At 67.0% G+C, this 15,947-nt stretch carries 14 protein-coding genes; 8 read left to right on the top strand and 6 right to left on the bottom strand.

The annotated features are described in order from the left end of the window. Nucleotides 1-21 precede the first annotated feature (21 nt). Entirely contained in the window at nt 22-696 is a 675-nt protein-coding gene (locus tag ACNJYD_RS02460) for a Crp/Fnr family transcriptional regulator (RefSeq protein ID WP_172789300.1), read from the bottom strand. Between the two features lie 236 nt (nt 697-932). Between ACNJYD_RS02460 and ACNJYD_RS02455 the strand changes: the two genes are divergently transcribed. The 3 genes from ACNJYD_RS02455 to ACNJYD_RS02445 all read left to right on the top strand — a co-directional run bounded on the left by ACNJYD_RS02455 (nt 933) and on the right by ACNJYD_RS02445 (nt 6,710). Then, nucleotides 933-2,984 carry an AsmA family protein gene (locus tag ACNJYD_RS02455; protein ID WP_439365223.1) on the top strand — a complete coding sequence of 684 codons (2,052 nt, stop codon included), beginning with the start codon at nt 933-935 and terminating at the stop codon, nt 2,982-2,984. Nucleotides 2,985-3,178: 194 nt separating this feature from the next. Continuing rightward, entirely contained in the window at nt 3,179-5,626 is a 2,448-nt protein-coding gene (locus tag ACNJYD_RS02450; RefSeq protein ID WP_439365222.1) for an adenylate/guanylate cyclase domain-containing protein, read from the top strand. Between the two features lie 217 nt (nt 5,627-5,843). After that, nucleotides 5,844-6,710 (top strand): hypothetical protein, encoded by an 867-nt coding sequence (locus ACNJYD_RS02445; RefSeq protein ID WP_439365221.1) that lies wholly within the window; start codon nt 5,844-5,846, stop codon nt 6,708-6,710. Between the two features lie 145 nt (nt 6,711-6,855). Here ACNJYD_RS02445 and ACNJYD_RS02440 read toward each other — a convergent pair whose 3' ends face one another. The 3 genes from ACNJYD_RS02440 to ACNJYD_RS02430 all read right to left on the bottom strand — a co-directional run bounded on the left by ACNJYD_RS02440 (nt 6,856) and on the right by ACNJYD_RS02430 (nt 9,703). Beyond that, entirely contained in the window at nt 6,856-7,092 is a 237-nt protein-coding gene (locus tag ACNJYD_RS02440) for an AbrB/MazE/SpoVT family DNA-binding domain-containing protein (RefSeq protein WP_439365220.1), read from the bottom strand. A 69-nt stretch (nt 7,093-7,161) separates the two neighbouring features. After that, nucleotides 7,162-8,466 carry a Spy/CpxP family protein refolding chaperone gene (locus ACNJYD_RS02435; RefSeq protein ID WP_439365219.1) on the bottom strand — a complete coding sequence of 435 codons (1,305 nt, stop codon included), beginning with the start codon at nt 8,464-8,466 and terminating at the stop codon, nt 7,162-7,164. Between the two features lie 148 nt (nt 8,467-8,614). Beyond that, nucleotides 8,615-9,703, bottom strand: a complete 1,089-nt coding sequence (locus tag ACNJYD_RS02430) for a LysM peptidoglycan-binding domain-containing protein (RefSeq protein WP_439365218.1) — start codon at nt 9,701-9,703, stop codon at nt 8,615-8,617. Nucleotides 9,704-9,883: 180 nt separating this feature from the next. On the opposite strand from ACNJYD_RS02430, the gene ACNJYD_RS02425 reads away from it, so the two are divergent. From ACNJYD_RS02425 to ACNJYD_RS02415, 3 genes are all read left to right on the top strand, one after another. Further along, a complete protein-coding gene (locus ACNJYD_RS02425) occupies nt 9,884-10,576 on the top strand; it encodes a hypothetical protein (RefSeq protein ID WP_439367568.1) in 693 nt (230 codons plus the stop codon). Between the two features lie 139 nt (nt 10,577-10,715). Further along, nucleotides 10,716-13,379 carry a bifunctional diguanylate cyclase/phosphodiesterase gene (locus ACNJYD_RS02420; protein WP_439365217.1) on the top strand — a complete coding sequence of 888 codons (2,664 nt, stop codon included), beginning with the start codon at nt 10,716-10,718 and terminating at the stop codon, nt 13,377-13,379. 252 nt (nt 13,380-13,631) lie between these two features. Further along, entirely contained in the window at nt 13,632-13,970 is a 339-nt protein-coding gene (locus ACNJYD_RS02415; RefSeq protein WP_172789308.1) for a hypothetical protein, read from the top strand. 31 nt (nt 13,971-14,001) lie between these two features. Here the strand turns inward: ACNJYD_RS02415 and ACNJYD_RS02410 are convergent, their stop codons facing one another. Together ACNJYD_RS02410 and ACNJYD_RS02405 are read right to left on the bottom strand one after the other, a co-directional pair. Continuing rightward, complete coding sequence (locus ACNJYD_RS02410) at nt 14,002-14,124, bottom strand: hypothetical protein (RefSeq protein WP_439365216.1); 123 nt, start codon at nt 14,122-14,124, stop codon at nt 14,002-14,004. Nucleotides 14,125-14,211: 87 nt separating this feature from the next. Beyond that, entirely contained in the window at nt 14,212-14,388 is a 177-nt protein-coding gene (locus tag ACNJYD_RS02405) for a hypothetical protein (protein WP_439365215.1), read from the bottom strand. A gap of 148 nt (nt 14,389-14,536) precedes the next feature. Here ACNJYD_RS02405 and ACNJYD_RS02400 point away from each other — a divergent pair, with 148 nt between their 5' ends. Together ACNJYD_RS02400 and ACNJYD_RS02395 are read left to right on the top strand one after the other, a co-directional pair. Continuing rightward, nucleotides 14,537-14,668, top strand: a complete 132-nt coding sequence (locus tag ACNJYD_RS02400) for a hypothetical protein (protein WP_257187544.1) — start codon at nt 14,537-14,539, stop codon at nt 14,666-14,668. A gap of 128 nt (nt 14,669-14,796) precedes the next feature. Beyond that, on the top strand, nt 14,797-15,924 hold the full coding sequence (locus ACNJYD_RS02395) for a lactonase family protein (RefSeq protein WP_439365214.1): 1,128 nt from the start codon (nt 14,797-14,799) through the stop codon (nt 15,922-15,924). Nucleotides 15,925-15,947: the final 23 nt, after the last annotated feature.

The raw sequence follows: 15,947 nt of genomic DNA, 5'->3' as shown, positions 1-15,947 counted from the left end.
TACGAAGCGTGCTCGTAAGCCCTACTCGTTCCGCGCGATCGCGGTCAGCTTGGTCATGTTCCGAAGCAGGATCCGGCCGCGCTGGAGATCGAGGATCGCGTCCTTGCGCCAGGCCTGGAGCTGGCGGTTGACGCTTTCGCGGGCGGCGCCGACGAAGACGCCGAGCTGCTCCTGCGAGATGTGGACCTCGGAGCCGAAATCGGCCGCGAGCGCGCACAGCCGCCGCGCCAGCCGCACCGGCAGCGGCTGTAGCATGGATTCTTCCATGCGCTCGCTCTGCCATCGAATGCGCTGGCACAGCAGCGCGATGATCTTGATCGCGACCTTGGGCTCGCGCTCGAGGAAGCCGAGGAAGTCTTCGCGCCGCAGCACGAACAATTCGCTGGCTTCGCCCGCGGTCGCGTCCGCCGTGCGGTTCTGGCCGTCCAGCACCGCGACCTCGCCGAACAGGTCGCCCGGCCCCATGAAGTTCAGCGTCAGCCGGCTGCCGTCGGAGGCGCCGGTTTCGATGCGGACCTGGCCGCGGCGCACGCCGAACAGCGCGTTCCCGGGATCGCCCTTCTGGAACAGCACCTCGCCGCTGGCCAAATGCTGGGTGTGGCAGAGATTGGACAGCCGCTGGAGCTCGTCCGCGCCGAGATCGGCGAACATCGGGTTCATCTTCAGGATGACCGCAAATTCGGCCTGCTTGCTCATTTCAATGTCCTTGTGAACGTCCTGGTCATCGTTCTCGGCAAATCGCTTGAAACCATCGACTTCAGGATCGCGTAAAACCGCGCCGGAGAAGTGTGTCATAAGTCACATAACTTTGCAGCACCCCCCGACTATTTTTACGCGCTTGGAGCCGCTTCCCGTCCGGGGATAAACTCTGGGCGCAAAGGACGGGTGATCTGCCGGTTCGACGCGGATTGTCCGTCGCTTGGAAAGTCGACATGAGAGCATTGAAATTCGTCGGCGGGGCTTTGGCCGCCGTCATGGTCGTGATCGCACTTCTGCTCGTGGTCGGGATCCCCTCGGGCTTCCTGACCTCGACGATCGCCTCGCGCCTCGAGAGTGCGACCGGCTATCGCCTGTCGATCGACGGCACCACCAAGATCAGCCTGTGGCCGACGCTGAACGTCACGCTGAACGACCTCACGCTGGCCGACCCTAAGGACCGCAGCGGCATCACGCGCCTCACAATCGACCGCGTACAGGCCGACATGTCGCTCGCCAGCATATGGTCAGGCAAGCCTGAGATCAGCGAGTTCGTCGTCACCCATCCCGTGCTCTACCAGCCGCTGCTCCGCGAACGCCTGCCGAATGCAACCGCGCCTTCGAAGCCGCTCGCGCTCGACACCAGCGGCGCCACCATCGAGCGCATCAGGATCACCGACGGCGAAGTCGCATTCTCGCGCCTGCGCGACCGTGTCGAGAGCCGCATCAGCGCAATCAACGCCGACGCCGTCATGGACCGCGACCGCAAGGTCAATATCACCGGCACTGCGCGCGTCGGCGAGCATCCGACCAAGTTCGACATCAAGGCGGCCACACCGGCCTCCTCGGTGCCGGTGGATTTCGCCATCGACATGCCCAGCGTGCTGAAATCCCAGCTCACCGGTCACGCCGAGATGCGGCTCAACGGCAATGTCGTGATGATCAACGGCGTGAACGGCAGGCTCGGCGACGGCGCCTTCAACGGCTGGGCTTCGGTCGACATCGCAAGCAAGCCGCTGGTCAAGGTCGACCTCGACTTCCAGCGGCTGACCATGCCACTGGCGAAATCGCCGGAGGGCGCGTCCGGGCAGCCCTGGAGCAATGCGCCGATCGACGTGTCCGGGCTCAATTACGTCGATGCGCAGGTGCGGATCTCCGCGAGCGAGGCCGTGATCGGCGATGCGCGCATTGCGCCGCTGGCGCTCGATGCCAAGCTCGCGGGCGGCGTGCTGAAGGCCGGCACGGCCAATCTCGGCGCCTATGGCGGCCAGGTCTCGGGCGAGGTGATCCTGGACGCGACCACCGGCGCGCCGAGCTTTGCCATGCATTCCGACCTCGTCGGCGTGCGCGCGCTGCCGCTGCTCCAGAGCCTTGCCGAGTTCGACCGCATCGACGGCAAGCTGCAGGCCAAGCTCGCCTTGCGCAGCGCCGGCAACAGCCAGCGCGCGCTGATGGCAAACATGCAGGGAACGGCCTTCGTCAATTTCCAGGACGGCGCCATCCGCGGCATCAATGTCGCGCAGATGATCCGCTCGCTGACGACGGGCACGCTGTCCGGCTGGCAAGACAACCAGAACAGCAGCCAGAACAGCAACCAGGAGCAGAGCACGGATCTGTCGCAGCTCTCGGCCTCCTTCCGCATCGACAAGGGCCAGGCCGTGACGACCGACCTCAACCTGATCGGGCCGCTGGTGCGCGTCACCGGCGCCGGCACCATCGCCCTCGACACCGAGATGATGGGCTTTCGCGTCGAGCCGAAGCTCGTGATGACGACCGAAGGCCAGGGCCGCGCCAACGAGCCGGTCGGCTTCGGCATTCCCGTGATGATCCAGGGCTCCTGGTCGCAACCGCGGATCTACCCTGACATGGCCGGCATGCTGGACAATCCGGACGCCGCCTATGCCAAGCTGCGCGAGATGGGCAAGGGCCTGTTCGGCCCCGACGGCGCCGGGCTCGGCAACATCCTCGGCAGCCTCGGTCTTGGTGGCACCGCCGCGCCGGGCGGCGGCAATGCAACCGGCAATGCCAATCCGCAAGGTCAGCAACCGGGGCAGAACAATCTGCTCGGCGGCCCGCTCGGGGAGGCGATCGGCAATCTGATTCAGCAGGGACTCTCCAGCGGCGCGGGAAGCGGCACTGGCACCAGCCGCAGCCGCAGCCTGCCGGCAACGCCCTCCACGCCGGCGCCGCAGGCCTCCCCTACGGCTCCCGCCCTGGAGGACCCGCCGGTCGCGCAGCAGGACAGTCAGCCAATGAACGACGTGCTGCGGCAGCTCTTCAATCGATAAGCTCCCTCGTTCGAACGGATCGGGCTGCGACAATCGCCGCCGGTCCACCTGCCCAGGAGTCCAACTGGGGGTAACCACACCGGCCGGTCCGCCGGCTGCGTGACGGCCCTTCGGTCCAAATTGTGGTAGAACGGCTTGGAAGGGCCTGTACGGCCCGTAGCGCGCAGCGTCAGTGGCCGCGCGAGAGGATCGGGATGGCAGGAGCGAACGACAAGACACGATCTCTGCGCGAGGGCCTGTTCGCCAAATACGTCGTCTCCCTCGTCGGCCTCGTCGTGTTCGTCCTCGCAGTCAACGGCGCGATGGAGACCTGGATCTCCTATCGCGCCACACGGACCCAGCTGACCGACGGGCTGGAGGACAAGGCGCAAGGCGCCGCCCGGCGCATCGAGCAGGCGATTTCCGAGCTCGACCGCCAGATCAGCTGGGTGACGCGGGCGAGCCAGGACACGCTGGAGAAGCGCCGCGCCGACTACGCCTCGCTGCTGCACCAGGTCTCGGTCGTCAACCAGCTGTTCCAGCTCAACGGCGACGGCCGCGAGGTGCTGCGCGTCTCCCGGCAATCGACCACGACCGGCGGCAACGCCGACCTCTCCCGCGACATGCGCTTCACCGAGGCCGTCGCCCGCGGCGTCACCTACGCGCCGGCCTGGTTCGCCGACCGGACGCCGTTGATGTCGATCTCGGTGGCGCATTCCGGCTTCAATGCCGGCGTCACCGTGGCCGAGATCGACCTCAGCTTCCTCTCCGACTTCCTGTCCGACGCCCAGGTCGGCAAGGCCGCCTTCGCCTATGTCGTCGATCCGCGCGGCCGGGTGCTGGCGACGTCATCGAAGGGGCCCGAGATCGGCGCGGACCTCTCCAAGCTGCCGCAGGTGGCGGCCGCGATTGCGCCCGGTCACGAAGCCGACACGTCGGGCACCGACTTCAACGGCCATGCGGTGATGAGCGCCGCGAGCCTCGTGCCGAAGCTCGGCTGGAGCGTGCTGTTCGAGCAGCCGACCACGCAGGCCCTGATGCCGATCCGCGACCAGCTGGTGCGCATCGCGCTGCTGATCGGCATGGGCCTGATGGTCGCGATCCTCGCCGGCACGCTGCTCGCCCGCCGCATGATCATCCCGATCACGGCGTTGCGCGACGGCGCGCAACTGCTCGGCGCCGGCGATTTCAGCCACCGCATCGACGTGCACACCTCCGACGAGCTGGAAGACCTCGCCGGGCAGTTCAATCGCATGGCCGACCAGATCCAGGAGACCTATTCGAATCTGGAGACCAAGGTCGAGGAGCGCACCCGCGATCTCGCGCAATCGATCCACGAGCTGAAGGTGCTCGAGGAGGTCGGCCGCGCGGTGGCCTCCTCGCTCGATCTCAACGCGGTGCTCGCGACCATCGCCGCCCGCGCGATCGAGATCACCCATGCCGATGCGGTGCTGATCTACGGCTTCGACGCCGAGGCGCGCCGCTTCAACCTGGTCGAAGCCAACGGCATCGACACATCCGCCGACGGCGCGCATGTCACCATCGCGCAAGGCGGCAACATCCTGAGCGATGCCGCCGACAGCGGCGAGCCGATCGCGCTGGCCGAACTCGGCGATGCCGCCGAGCAGCCGCTGCGCGAGGTCGCGCTCGCGGCGGGCTTCAACTCGGTATTGGTGGTGCCGCTGATCGACCAGCAGGGCACGCTGGGCTCGCTCGTGGTGCTGCGCCGTGCCGCCGGCGCGTTCGCGCCCAGCATCATCGGCCTGATGCGCACCTTCGCCAACCAGGCCGTGCTGGCGATGCGCAATGCGCGCCTGTTCACCGAGGTCGACCACAAGAGCCACGCGCTGGAAGCGGCGAACACGACGGTGCGCGCCCAGGCCGACAAGCTCCGCGAGCAGACCGAGCAGCTCAAGGACTGGAACAAGTCGCTGGAGGAGCGCGTCAGGACCCAGCTCGGCGAGATCGAGCGCATCCGCAAGCTCGAGCGTTTCCTGGCGCCGCAGGTGGCGCAGCTGATCGCCTCCTCCGACAGCCCCGAGGGGCTGCTGACAAGCCAGCGCCGCGAGGTCACGGTCGTGTTCTGCGACCTGCGCGGCTTCACCGCGTTCACGGAAGCGACCGAGCCGGAAGAGGCGATGAACGTGCTGCGCGAATATCACGCCGCACTCGGCCAGCTGATCTTCAAGTACGAGGGCACGCTCGACAAATATGCCGGCGACGGCGTGATGATCCTGTTCAACGCGCCGATCCAGTTCGAGGACCACACCAAGCGCGCGGTGAAGATGGCGGTGGAGATGCGCGACACCATCGGCCCCTTGACCGAGCGCTGGCGCAACCGCGGTCACAGCCTCGGCTTCGGCATCGGCGTCGCGCTCGGCTATGCCACGCTGGGCCAGGTCGGCTTCGAGCAGCGGCTGGAATATGCCGCGATCGGCAGCGTCACCAACCTCGCCTCCCGCCTCTGCAGCGAGGCCAAGCCGAACCAGATCGTGGTCAGCCGCCGCGTCTACGGCATGGTCGAGCCCTGGGTCGAGGCCCGCGCCCTCGACGACCTCCAGCTCAAGGGCTTCAATCACCCCGTGCTGGCGATGGAGATCCTGAGCTGGCGCGAGGAGGTGGAGAATGTGGTGGATGCCGCGGCGGTGCGGCGGAGAGGGTAGCCGAACCAAAAAGTGCGAAAACAACCCCATGCACAGTAGGCAGGGGCTGCGAAATCAATGACTTACGGCAGGCCCTGCGCGAGCCCACGCGATTTGCCCCGTCAGTCGAAAACACCGGCAGATTGGCAGCATCCCCGGACGCCTCCCACGAACCACTTCCCTCCTCCCCGCGACCAACCATCGCCTCAACGGCGAGGTTGTTTCTGGGAGACGACCGGTGACGCTTACCCTGCCTTCGCGTGCCTATGACTTGCAGATGCTGGACCGGCCCGCGGATCGCGCGCGCGATCAGGGCTGGGTGTTTGGGCTGCCGCCGGGTATTGCATCCGAGCAATGGCCGCTCGATCCCGTCACCGGTTATCCCTTGATGCATGGCTTCACGCTGTTGCTGCCGGAGGATTATCGGGTGCATGGCGATGACATCGTCGCATTGTCGTTCTTCGCGACGGCGCCCGATCACAATGACGGCGGCGCGCCCGACGATCCCGAGATTCGCGAGGCGGTGCTGGCACGGCCATCGCATCCGCGCCTGTCGCGCATGACCGACATTCTCGACTATTCCTATGCCGCGCTGCTGCTGACGCGGGCCGAATATGACGGCGCATTCGCCGCGCCGCCGGCGCCGCTTGCGCTGGCAACGGTGGAGCGGCCGCGCTGGCTCGATGTCGGCGGCGCCAGCGCCTTCTTCGAGGCCGCGCCGGCCTACGCCAAGAAGATGTTTGCGGCCCCGCCGCGTGCCGATCTCGGCGAAACGCGCGCGATCGCGCTGTCGCCGCGCGCTGATGATCCCAACGCCGGCAAGGGCCCGCAGGACGAGTACGTGCGCGAAAATCCGCCGACCGGCTATCAGCCTTACTATTACTATGTCGGCGGCAAGCCGGGCCGCGACAATTTCCGCCTGCACGACTGGGCCAGGGATCACGCCCCCAACCATCTCGGCGGCACCATGCGGCCCTGCCAGGCCGTGCCGGAGATGAGCCCGTTCTACATCGAGTTCGAGGAGTATTTCGGCGGCTACAATTTCGGCGGCGGCAACGCGCAGCTGGACTTTAGGGATATGAAGTTCGACTGGGCGTGTGGGTGAGATCGCAGAATTCGCGGAGGAGTCCGGACTTGGCGATGATATGAGCGCTCACGGAGTCACGCCGAGAAACGGATTGACGATCGCAAGCCCGCCGATGCTGCGGCTGTGCTGAAGGTCCCAAGATCACCGCTGTCAAAGAACGCGCTCACCCCTCGTTCGCCTCGTCCCGATCGAATTTGTAGCCGGCGGGCAAGGCCGGCCAGTTGCGCGCCTCCATGTTCTCGATCGCGCGCCGACGCCGCTGCTCCTTGGTCTCGATTTCGATCGTGCCTTTGCGGGCGGCCACGACATCGATTTCGTCGCCCTCCTTGAGGCCGAGTTCATCAACTAGCGCTTTGGGCAGGCGCACTGCCAGGCTGTTGCCCCATTTGGAAACCAGCACCAGCACTCTCCGTGATGTGCATCCCTATCTGCATATCATAGGATGATGGCATTCCAAGCTGGCGTCCCCTCACGCCCCCCGCTTCGGCCCGATCGCCTCGAACCCGGCCTTTTGCTCGTCGCTTAAGTCCGCCTGGAAATCGTCGAGCGCGTCGGCGATTGCGCCGACGGCTTGCAGCATCGCCTGCAGCCGCGTCTTCACGGCGGCGAGGCGGGCCTGCTGGGTTGCGGCGGGCTCGGTCGGGCAGGCGCTGAGCGTCTGCATGGTGCGGAGCGTGGTGTCCTGCAGCACCTCGAAGCGGGCGCGGGCGACCTCGTCGAGGTGGAGCGTGGCGGCGATGTCGGCGGCGGGCCATTGCTGCTGGACGAGCTGCTCGTATTGGCGCTGCGCATTCTCGTCAGCAAGAGGATCGTAGTCCGCCTGGCAGGCCTTGGCCGCCTGCGCGTCCCTGGATGCGTCCTTGCTCGCGGTCCTGTCAGCGTTTTTGGACTGGTAGGACGCCAGCGCGGCGCGCCGTTCATGCGCGAGGGCGTTGAGCCGGGCTTTCTGGTCGTCATTGAGCAGGCCGACGAATTTCGACAGCGGCGCCTCCATGGCGTCGACGGCCTTGATCATGGCCTCGATGCGCTCGCGCATCAGGCCGAGGCGCTCCGCCGCACTCGCAGGGACCTGCGCCGGGCAGGCGGTGCGGATGGTGTCGCGCGCGGCATTCCAGGCGGATGAGAGCTCGTCGAGCGCGGTACGCTGCGCTTCGTTCGGTGCAACGGCGCTCGCGATGCGCTCGACCGGCAGGCCGCCGGTGTCGCTGGCCTCGCATATCGTTTCCGCGGCCGGAATTCGTCGCGCGCGACGGCCTTGCGGCACGGTGTAGGCGGCCAGCTCGGTGGCGGCATAGGGCGTGAACAGCGCGGCATAGATGTCGCCGTAGCCGTAGAGCGAGAGGCTGGTGGTGTCGCCGAAGATGATCGCATTGGTGAGATCGTCATGCGCGAACGGCCAGAACACCGGGCCGACCCAGCCGTAGCTGCCGTCGGGATGACGCCACCAACCCTGCGGACGGCGGCCGCCTTGCCATCCCGCCAGCGCAGCCTGCGCCGTGAGGGCCGCACGCAGCACGTAAGGGTTCGATAGCTGGCCGCGCTCGGCCCCGCGCGGGTCTTGCGACCTCAGCGCAGCGGAGCGGTAGCGGCCACCGCGCACCGCCATGCGGGAATGGCGCAGGCGCGACAGGCCGATCACGTGGCCGACGGCGAAACGCGCAACTCCGAGCGGACCGCCGCGCAAGCCGAACTGCGCCTCAGCCCTACCAGGCAGCAGCACGGCCGCAATCAGCAGGGTCGCACCGGCGAGCGCCAATCCCATGCGTCCCGGCATGATCGCTGACCTAACCACGGGCTTGATCACGTCCCTCGCTCCCGCGTGCGCAATGCGTCGCATCTCAATGACGCGCGAGGGAACCGAATGTTCCAGACGGACACAGGACAATGCGTCGCAACGCTGGCCGGCCAATGCCGGTGCAGTGTCACTCCGCCTTTTGCGGCATCACGAAGGTCTGGCCGGGATAGATCAAGTTGGGGTTGTGAATCTTGTCGCGGTTGGCCTTGAAGATCACCCCGTAGCGGGCGCCGTCGCCGTAAGCGAGCCGGCTGAGCGCCCACAGGCTGTCGCCGCGGGCGATGATCCGGCTGCCGCCGGCCTCGGCCGGTGCGGCGGTGAGCGCCTCCGCGGGCGAGGCCGATGCGACCGCGGTGCCTGCCGGCGCATGCGCGAAAGCCTTGGGTTTCGGCGCGCCGCCCAGTTTCGGCCGGGCCGCTTGCTTGTCGGGCACCGAGGCCAGGCGCGGCGAGGCCGACGGCAGGGCGGCGACGACATCCGATTTGTCGTCGGGCTTCTCGGCCTGCTTGGTCTCCTGCTTCGCGACCGGGGGCGTGCGCACGGGCGGCGGCGCCGCCGCGGCGATGGTCACCGGCATGGTCCGGCCGGATTCGGTGACAGTGCCGTCCGGTGCCTTGGCCCGGAGCGTCAGGTCGTAAGAGCCGGCGGGCAGTTGCGGCGGGGTCATCACGAACTGGCCCGAGGCGTCCGCAACCACGCTATCGAGCGGCTTGCCGTCGCGCAGCAGCTCGACCCTCGCACCCGGCGTGGCGCGGCCGGCAATCACCGCCGCCTCGCCGTGCTCGTCGACGCGGGCGACGTCGAAACGGGGACCGGCGTCCGCAGCCGGCGCCGGCGGCTTGACCGGGACGAGATCGCCGAGCGCGGCCACCTGCTTCTGGGTCTCGGCCAGCGGGCCCGCCTTCGGCTCGGGAGCAGGCGGCGCGCTGCCGGCGAGCTTCGGCTGTTCCGGCTCGAGCCCAGGCTTGGATTCTGGCTTGGACTCTGGCTTGGACTCTGGCTTGGACGTGTCCGGCTTGGACTCCACCTTGGCTTCAAGCTTGGGCTCGACCTTGGCCTCGATCTTGGGCTCGGCCTTGGCCTCCGGCTTGGCAGCGACGGTGACCTTGGTCCCGTCCGGCAACAGGCGGCGCAGCTCGGTCGGGCCGATCACCAGCGCGGTGCCGACCAGCGCGAGCAGACAGAAGGCGATGAAGGCCTTGGATGCGGTGATCATTTGAAAAGGACCTTGGGTGGCAAATCAGCCGAGGCCGGCAAGGTGCGCCGATTTGGCTGCCGCAGCAAGACTGCCGATGGGATTATGCCTCCGTCCAGGCGCGCGGGATGAACCGGCGCGATCATGCGGGTGTCCAAGTATCAAGGCCGCCTCGCGGCATTCTTCAAGGGAATTTTTGCCGTGACCGTATTTTCCCGTGCCGCGCGATCGCTGGCGCTGGTGCTGACGCTGGCCGCTTCACCCGCTTTGGCCGCCTCCGGCCCGCCGCCCGGTTACATCCTCACCGACGATGCCGATCTCGCCTTCACCTCGCCCGACGGCGCCACTAGGCTCGAGCAGTACATGAAGGAGGGCGAGGATTTCGACATCAAGTGGCAGGTCTGGGCGCGGCGCGGCGAGGAGATGCGCGAGCTGAAGCCCGAGCAGGGCTATCCGGCCGGCTTCCGTTTCACGGCCGACTCGCAATGGCTGGTGCGCATGCAGAAGACCGGCTCGGGTGAGCAGGATCTCTTTCTCTACCATGTCGAGAATGGCGCCTTCGTCAACGCGACGAAGACATCGCTCAGCGATCTCGCCTGGGCCTATTTCCACAGCCGGCCCGACACTCGCAAGATGAAGCTCGACTACCACATCTCGGCCAATCTGATGAAGGGCACCGAAGATGGATATCGCTGGCTCGGCGTCGACTGGCCCAACGACCGCTATCTCCTGATCTCGCTGTCGGGCGAAATGGATAAGCATCCGAAGAACGTCGCGGCGAAGGGATTGGCGGATTGGAAATGCCGGTATGACCTCAAGACCGGCAAGTTCGACGTCCCGGCGATGTTCGCCAAAGGCAATGCGGAAGCCTTGAGGTGGGAAATCAAGCGCTGAGGGTGCTGCGGTCTCGCCGCAATCTCCCGCGCGATGGAACCAACCCTCTGATTTCGTTCCGATTCATCTTTCCCTAACCGTCAATGGTAACGGGGTCTTGTCGGTTTTGCAGCATCTTGCATCCCACGGGAGGACTGGGATGGGCGCATCGATCCGATGGACCGCGCGAACGCGCGCGTTGCTCCGCCGTTGGCGCGGGGCGCCGCTGACGTGGCTGATCGCCGGCGGCTTCGTGCTGATGCTTGCGACCGCGATCGGCACCGCGCTCACCGTCGACCGCTTCCGGCAAAACGCCATCGAGAGCGGCCGCGACAGCCTGGAAAACGCCGTCCGCATGCTCGCCCGGCATTTCGACCGCCAGTTCGAGGACTTCGCGGTGCTGCAGAAGAGCATCATCGCCGAGCTCGAGAGCCACGGCATCGAGTCCGCCGAAATCTTCCGCAGCGAGATGGGCACGCTCGCCGTGCACGAGGTGCTGCGCGCGAAAGCCAGCGGCTGGTCCGACGTCGCCGGCGCCAATCTGTTCGATTCCAGGGGCGTGCTGATCAATTCGTCGCGGCAATGGCCGGTCGCCGACATCTCGGTCGCCGACCGCGGCTACTTCAACCGTCTCAAGGACGATCCGGCCGCGCAGGAGGACGTGGAGGTCGTGCCCGGCCGGTTCGGCAGCGGACCGGCGATCGTGTTCGCGCGGCGCGTCTCCGGACCGCACGGCGAGTTCCTCGGGCTGGTCACCCGCGCGATCGCGCCCGAGCAGCTCGAATCCTTCTTCGCCTCGACCGGGCTCGGCGAGGATTCCTCGATCGCGATGCACCACCAGAACGGACAGCTGCTCGCCCGCATTCCGCATGTCGAGGCGCTGATCGGGCAGAACTTCCGCAACGGCACGCCGGAGCAGATGGCGGTGTTCGCGCGCACCTTCGTCACCACCCAGCTCGCAAGCCCGATCGATGGCAAGGACCGCATCGTCGCCTCGCGCCTGCTCGCCGGCGAGCCGCTGGTCGTGGTCGCGACCAAATCGCTGGATGCGACGCTGGCGACCTGGCGCACGCAGACGAAATTCTTCGTCACCATTGCCGTGCTGTCGATCGGCCTCCTGGTGCTCACGCTGTTTCTGATCTTCCGCCAGGTGACGCACCGGCTCTCGCTCGAGAAGCAGCGGCTCGACACCGCGATGAACACGATGACGCAGGGCCTGTTGATGTTCGACCAGGACGAGCGGCTGATCGTCTGCAACCGCCGCTACATCGAGATGTACGGGCTCTCGGCCGCATTGGTGAAGCCCGGCGTCCACTTCCGCGACGTGATCCGGCACCGCCGGGACACCGGCTCGTTCGAGGGCGACGTCGAAGCCTATTGCGACGACATCCTGAGCAATATCGGCCGCACCCAGAGCGCCGTCGTCGAAACCGCCGATGGCCGGCTGATCGAGATCAAGAACCAGCCCGCCGCTGCCGGCGGCTGGCTCGCCACCCATGACGACGTCACCGAGCGCATCCGCGCCGACGAGCGCATCGCCCATCTGGCGCATTACGACGCGCTCACCGATCTGCCCAACCGCGTGCTGCTGCGCGGGCATCTGGAGCGCCGCGTCGCCGAGCTCGCGCAAGGCAAGCCGTTCGCGATCCTCTATATCGACGTCGACGAGTTCAAGGGCGTCAACGATTCGCACGGGCACGAGGTCGGCGACGAATTGCTGCGCCAGGTGGCGAGCCGCCTGCGCGCCTGCGTCAGCGGCAACGACATGGTCGCGCGGCTCGGCGGCGACGAATTCGCCATCGTCAAGGCCGCGACCTCCGATCCGGCCGAGCTGACGGCACTGGCGGAAACCATTCTCAAGGCGTTGCGCGCGCCGGTGGACTGCAAGGGGCAGGAGATTCCGACCGATGCCAGCATCGGCATCGCCATCGCGCCCGATCATGGCGACAATCTCGACGATCTGCTCAAGCGCGCCGATCTGGCGATGTATGCGGCGAAGTCGGAAGGCCGCCGCACCTTCCGCCTGTTCGCCCCCGAATACGACGCCAAGGCGCGGCAGCGCCGCCAGCTCGAGCTCGACCTGCGCCAGGCGCTCGCGCGCGGAGAGTTCGAGGTGCACTACCAGCCGCTGGTCGACCTCACCGCCAATGTCGTCACCGGCTGCGAGGCGTTGCTGCGCTGGCGCCATCCCGAGCGCGGCATGGTTTCGCCGGCGGAGTTCATCCCGGTCGCAGAAGACACCGGCCTGATCGGCGAGATCGGCGAATGGGTGCTGAAGCAGGCCTGCGTTGAGGCCGCCTCGTGGCCCGGCCCGATTCACATCGCGGTCAACGTGTCGCCGCTCCAGTTCCGCTCGCGCACGCTGGCGCTCAAGGTCGCCGCCGCGCTCGCGGAGTCCGGGCTCGCGCCGGGGCGGCTCGAGCTCGAGATCACCGAGACGGTGCTGATCCGCGACGACGCGGAGGCGCTGGCGATCCTGCAGCAATTGCGCGAGCTCGGCGTGCGCATCGCGCTCGACGATTTCGGCACCGGCTATTCGTCGCTGAGCTATCTGCACCGCTTCCCGTTCGACAAGATCAAGATCGATCGCAGCTTCATCAGCGACATCGGTCAGTCCGAAGATTCCTCGCCGATCGTGCAGGCCGTGGTGCACATGGCCGCCGCGCGCCACATGGCGACGACGGCCGAAGGCGTCGAGACCGAAGCGCAAGCCGAGGTGCTGCGCCAGCTCGGATGCAGCCAGATGCAGGGCTGGCTGTTCAGCCCGGCGGTGCCGGCCGCGAAGCTGAAGCAGCTGCTCGCGGCGCAGGCGGTCGCGGCCTAGGGCGGCGGCTCCCTCATCGGAAACGTCCGCAGCCGCTCATCCCCTCACCGCCTGCCTTGAAAATTTAGGATCAAACCTTTCGCCTTGCGGTTATCGCCTCGCTGAGACGGTCGGGAACTCCGGCCGACGGGCCCTAGTCGACATTGCATCACGCGCACCACAGGCGGCTTTTCGCCCGCACTGTCGCGCGCGCGTGCGTGAAACGAGCGAGGTGACATGGCGATCTTGGCGTTCAGAATCTTGGCGTTCAGAATGATCCCTCTCGTCGCGGTTGGGGCCCTGATCGGGCTCGCCGCGGAGGCCCGCGACGACGGGCGCTACGCAAACTCTCCCCTCAAGGGCTGGTTCGAGAGCCTGAAGAGCAAGGGCGGCGGCCCCTGTTGTGCCGATGCCGACGGCACCGCGCTCGACGACGTCGACTGGGAGACGCGGGACGGACATTACCGGGTACGGCTCCTCGGCAACTGGGTCGAGGTGCCCGACGACACGGTCATCACCGAGCCCAACCGCGCCGGGCGCACCATGGTCTGGCCTTATTACGTCAACGGCCGTCCGATGATCCGCTGCTTCATGCCCGGCAGCATGACGTGAACCGGGACGAGCGTCCGCAAGGGCGGGACGCTCACATCGATTGTCGGGCCGCCCGCACTTCGGCGAATTCGGCGTCGGGGTGGCTGACGATGGTGGCGACCCAGATGCCGCTGATGATCAGCGACCAGGCGGTGTTCCAACAGATCCAAAACACGATCCAGCCTCCCTCTTCCTTTTCTCACGCGGCAGAGCGATGCCGCCGTCCCCACGCCAAGCCGCCGCGATGGCGGGCGGCGAGGCGTTATTTTGGTTTGGTCGGCGGCGGCGCCCGGTCGGTTTGGCCGGTGTGGCGCTTTGCCACGACGTCCTCGTCGCGCTCGCCCTCGTGCGGGCGCGGCGGAGGCCTGGGCTGGCCGGCCTGACCGCCATGCTTGCCGCCCATGTCTGGCTTGCCTTCGAGATCGTTTTCGCGGGGCATGCCGGTTCAATGCGTTCGCAGCGCATTGGTTCGCAACGGCATCGACTGTTTCGGCCCTGTGAACGGCCTCATAGAACCGCCGCTCTTTGCAGTGCAGGATGGCGGACGCGGCCCTCGGCCGCGCAGCTTGCACCGACGGATTGGCCTGATGCGAAAACGCCTCATCCTCTGGACGCTCATGACGTCCGCCCTGGTCGCGGTGACCGTGTGGACCATGCTCGGGCCGCCGGACCGCCCGCCGTGGCCGCATTTGCCGTCCCGCACTGCGGCGGTGCGCTGACCCGTCATCCCGCGACCGATGCGATTTCGGCATCGATCGATCCCATCTGGATTTTGGTGCGGCGGCGCGTCTCCCGCTATCCTCGCGGCAAAACGACAACGCCGCGAGCCGGCTTTCAGGAGGAGCCCATGTCGAGATCGATCCGACGCATCGTATCGCGCGTGCCAGGCGCTGCGATCGCCGCAACCCTGTTCGCTTCTCTCGCCCTCGTTTCTGGAGTCCGTGCCGGCATGGCCGAAACCTTCGCCTATGTCGGCAATGCCGACAGCAACGACATCAGCGTGTTCAAGATGAGCGAGAGCGGCGAGATGACGCTCGTGCAGACGGCCGCCTTCAAGGGCGTCGAAAGGCCGGGCTCATCGACACCGCTCGCGATCACGCCCGACCACCGCGTGCTGATCGCCGGAATCCGCTCGCAGCCCTATGTCGCAGTGAGCTTTGCGATCGATCCCAAGACGGGCGAGCTCAGCCATCTCGGCAACGGACCGCTCGCCGACAGCATGGCCTATATCGCCATCGACCGCAGCGGCAAGTTCCTGTTCAGCGCCTCCTATGGCGGCAACAAGGTCGCGCTGAATCCACTGCTTGGCAACGGCGTCGCCGGCGAGCCCAAGCAGGTGATCCCGACCGGGCTGAACGCCCACGCCTTCCTGCCCTCGCCCGACAACCGCTTCGCGTTCGCCACCAATCTCGGCTCCGATCAGGTGCTGGCCTTCGCGTTCGATGCCGCAGCGGGCACGCTGACGCCGAGCGATCCGCCGGCGCACAAGGTGCCGGAGAAATCGGGGCCGCGGCACTTCGTGTTTCACCCCGGCGGCAAGTTCGTCTATCTCCTCCACGAGCTGAACGGCGACGTCGCGGCATTCACCTATGAGGCCAGGAGCGGCGCCTGGGACGAGATCCAGCGCACCACCGCGCTGCCGGACGGGTTTTCCGGAAAACCTTGGGGCGCCGACATCCACATCACGCCGGACGGCCGCTTCCTCTACGCCTCCGAGCGCACCACCAGCACGCTCACCGCCTACAAGGTCGACGGCGCGAGCGGCAAGCTGACCACGATCGGCAGCGTGCCGACCGAGAAGCAGCCGCGCGGCTTCCAGGTCGATCCCGCCGGCCGCTACCTCGCCGCCGTCGGCGAGCTCTCGGGCAGCATGACGGTCTATGCCATCGACCAGGGCAGCGGCGCGCTGGCCAAGCTGAAATCCTACCCCACCGGCAAGAAGCCGAACTGGGTCGAGTTCCTGAACCTGCCGTGAGGCGCCGCCACGGACCTACGTAA

This window comes from Bradyrhizobium sp. SPXBL-02, from assembly GCF_051853065.1.
Taxonomy (GTDB): domain Bacteria; phylum Pseudomonadota; class Alphaproteobacteria; order Rhizobiales; family Xanthobacteraceae; genus Bradyrhizobium.
This window is presented reverse-complemented; position numbering and strand designations above follow the sequence as displayed.